The following is a 2,602-nucleotide window of genomic DNA, read 5'->3' as shown; positions in this document are numbered from 1 at the left end:
GCTGGCCCTGTCGGGTGCGCGCCGGCTGCCTTTGCTGCGCTACGGTCTGCTCGGTGCGGGCGCGGCCCTGCTGGTCTGGAAGGGCTACCAATGGCTCGCCAGCCGGCCTGGACCGTCTTCAGAGCCGGATCCGGAGCAGTCTGTAGGCGCTGATGTAGGTGCCTGGTAGGCTCCCGAACCAAACCGTGATGCCGTGATGCCGTGATGCCGTGATGCGTGCGAAGCAATGTTGAGTGGACATGAATGGCCCGGTTACGCAAAATCGATGAGTTCTTCTTCGCGAAAAGGTACCCAAAATGACGATTGCATTCTTTGCGGAGAGTAATGCGGGTACACGAACACTGCCGCGCTCACTGGCGACGAAGGCTGGTGGCTTTGTGTTTGTGTCCGGCCAAGTAGCCAGGGACGAAAACGGCGACCTCATCGTAGGGGAGATAGACGCTCAGACGCGCCAGACGATGATGAATGTGGCTCACGCACTTGCATTAGCTGGGTGCACGCTCGAGGACGTGGTGAAGACCACGGTCTGGCTCGATGACGCGCGCGACTTCGATGATTTCAATCGCGTTTACAGCGAGTTCTTCCCTGGAAATAAGCCGGCGCGATCGACAACGCAGGCGAAAAACATGGTCGGCACCAAGGTTGAGATCGAGGCCATTGCCTATAAGCCGTGAGGCCGATCTCGTCTTCGGCAGCTACGTGTCCGCGTCCAGAGGTCTTCTGACGCCTAACGAACAGCGTTTATCTGCCGCCTGCGGCATAAGCTGGCAAACACCGCAGCCGCAAGCACTTGATTCAAAACAGGAATTGGACATTCTGCTGTTTATCTTTCACGGATAAATGAAGTCACAAACACCGCAGCGGCTCAACCTGGAATCACGGCCAATGTTGCATTGAGTTGGCAATCAGCACGCTTGAAGCCCCGGTTGAATAGGGCGCAGAAGGTGGTGGTGTCGGGGCTGGCTTTATGTAAGGTGTCTCCGGGTTCAATTTGAGAAAAATCTTGAGCTAAATTGGGCTATGTCTGCATTAACTGTTGAAACAGAGCCGACCTGCGCCTATAGTGAATCTGAAGTCATCAGGCATGGAGGTGCATCATGGGCCATAGCGACTTTGCCGAGCTTCTCGGACAACTGGCGTTTCTGACTAAACAGCAACGCACGCAGATGCGCAGTGCCCTGGATAGCCCGCCCAATACATCCGTCAATGCCGTTGCCAGCGTGCTTGCAGGCCCCAACGTGTGCCCGCACTGCCAGGCCCCAGCGGAACAACTACGACCTTGGGGCTACAGCCATGGGCTGGCACGCATGCGCTGCCACACTTGCGCCAGGACCAGCAATGCACTTACAGGCACGCCCCTGGCGCATTTGCGCAAACGTGAGCGATGGTTGCGCTATGGTCAGGCATTGATTGAGGGGGTGAGCGTGCGCCAGGCGGGCCAAAGCTGTGGTGTCGATAAAAACACCGCGTTTCGCTGGCGCCATCGCTTTCTTGAGGCGGCTGCGACGCACCGCGCCGAGCACGAGGGCGGGATTGTCGAGGCCGATGAGACCTTCTTTTTGGAGTCCTTCAAGGGGCAGCGAAAATTGCCCAGGCCCGCACGAAAACGCGCTGGGGTGGGCGCCCATTGGGAGCACATTGCCGTGTTGGTGGTACGCGATCGCAGCGGGCAAACCGCCGATTTCCGGTTGGACAAGCTCGACGCACACCATATCGCCGCCGTGCTGCGCCCCTTGATCGACAGGGACGCCATTCTTTGCACGGATGGCGCTCGGGTCTACCAAACGGTTGCCCGGGTCACCGGCCTTGCCCATCGGGCCATCAATGTTCAGCAAGGCATCCGGGTCATTGACGGAGCCTTCCACATTCAAAATGTCAACGCCTACGACAGTCGCCTCAAGGAGTGGATTCGCCGCTTCCACGGGGTCGCCACCAAGTACTTGGAGAACTACCTCGGCTGGCGCCGCATGATGGAGCGCTATCGCCAAAACATCTCACCTGCCGCTTGTTTGTGTGAAGCGCTGGGACGATTTCCATCACAACAGCTAACGCAGACATAGCCCGTTTTAGGCCTCTAGTCCATATGGAACGTGCGTGAGTAGCTATTGAATTAGTAGCATGCCGTAGGCTGGGGCTTCAGCCGGCCGGCGCTTACCGCCGCCCCCGAACTGACGTTGCGCAGGGTGAAGAATGGCTGGTCGGCGTTGGCTTCGTCAACCTCAGCGACGGCCCTATGGGCGGCAGATATCTTGTCCTCGACCTGAGGCGGGCTACTTGCTAAAATTTAATGTGGCCGCACGCCAGAGCGCCGGGCGGGCCGCCGCCGATCCACTGGCACTGAAGGAGTAGTCATGGCTTTGCGCATCAACGACACCGCTCCGGACTTCACCGCCGAGACCACCCAGGGCACGGAGATCGGCGCCGGCTCAGTGTCCGACGACGACGCGAAGATGCTGTTCCCGCAAGGCTGGAAGGCGCCCAAGCCCTACCTGCGCATCATCGGGCAGCCGACATGATCTTCGAGCAGATCGCCTCCGGCGGTTGCCAGTCCTACCTGCTGGGCTGCGCCGACACTTGCGCCGGGGCGCTGATAGATCCCGAG

General features: G+C 59.3%; 3 protein-coding genes. All 3 read left to right on the top strand.

Going from position 1 to position 2,602, the window contains the following annotated elements:
* The first annotated feature begins 296 nt into the window (after nucleotides 1–296).
* The 3 genes from RMO23_RS08560 to RMO23_RS08550 all read left to right on the top strand — a co-directional run bounded on the left by RMO23_RS08560 (nucleotide 297) and on the right by RMO23_RS08550 (nucleotide 2,516).
* Nucleotides 297–674, top strand: a complete 378-nt coding sequence (locus RMO23_RS08560; protein ID WP_309680482.1) for a RidA family protein — start codon at nucleotides 297–299, stop codon at nucleotides 672–674.
* A gap of 423 nt (nucleotides 675–1,097) precedes the next feature.
* Nucleotides 1,098–2,060, top strand: a complete 963-nt coding sequence (locus RMO23_RS08555; RefSeq protein WP_309680480.1) for an IS1595 family transposase — start codon at nucleotides 1,098–1,100, stop codon at nucleotides 2,058–2,060.
* A gap of 291 nt (nucleotides 2,061–2,351) precedes the next feature.
* Nucleotides 2,352–2,516 (top strand): hypothetical protein, encoded by a 165-nt coding sequence (locus RMO23_RS08550; protein WP_309680478.1) that lies wholly within the window; start codon nucleotides 2,352–2,354, stop codon nucleotides 2,514–2,516.
* The last annotated feature ends 86 nt before the right edge of the window (nucleotides 2,517–2,602 follow it).

The sequence above is a fragment of the Polaromonas sp. genome, from assembly GCF_031411155.1.
In the GTDB taxonomy this organism is placed as follows: domain Bacteria; phylum Pseudomonadota; class Gammaproteobacteria; order Burkholderiales; family Burkholderiaceae_C; genus Polaromonas.
The sequence above is the reverse complement of the archived record's forward strand: the minus strand, read 5'-3'. Positions and strand labels throughout refer to the sequence as shown.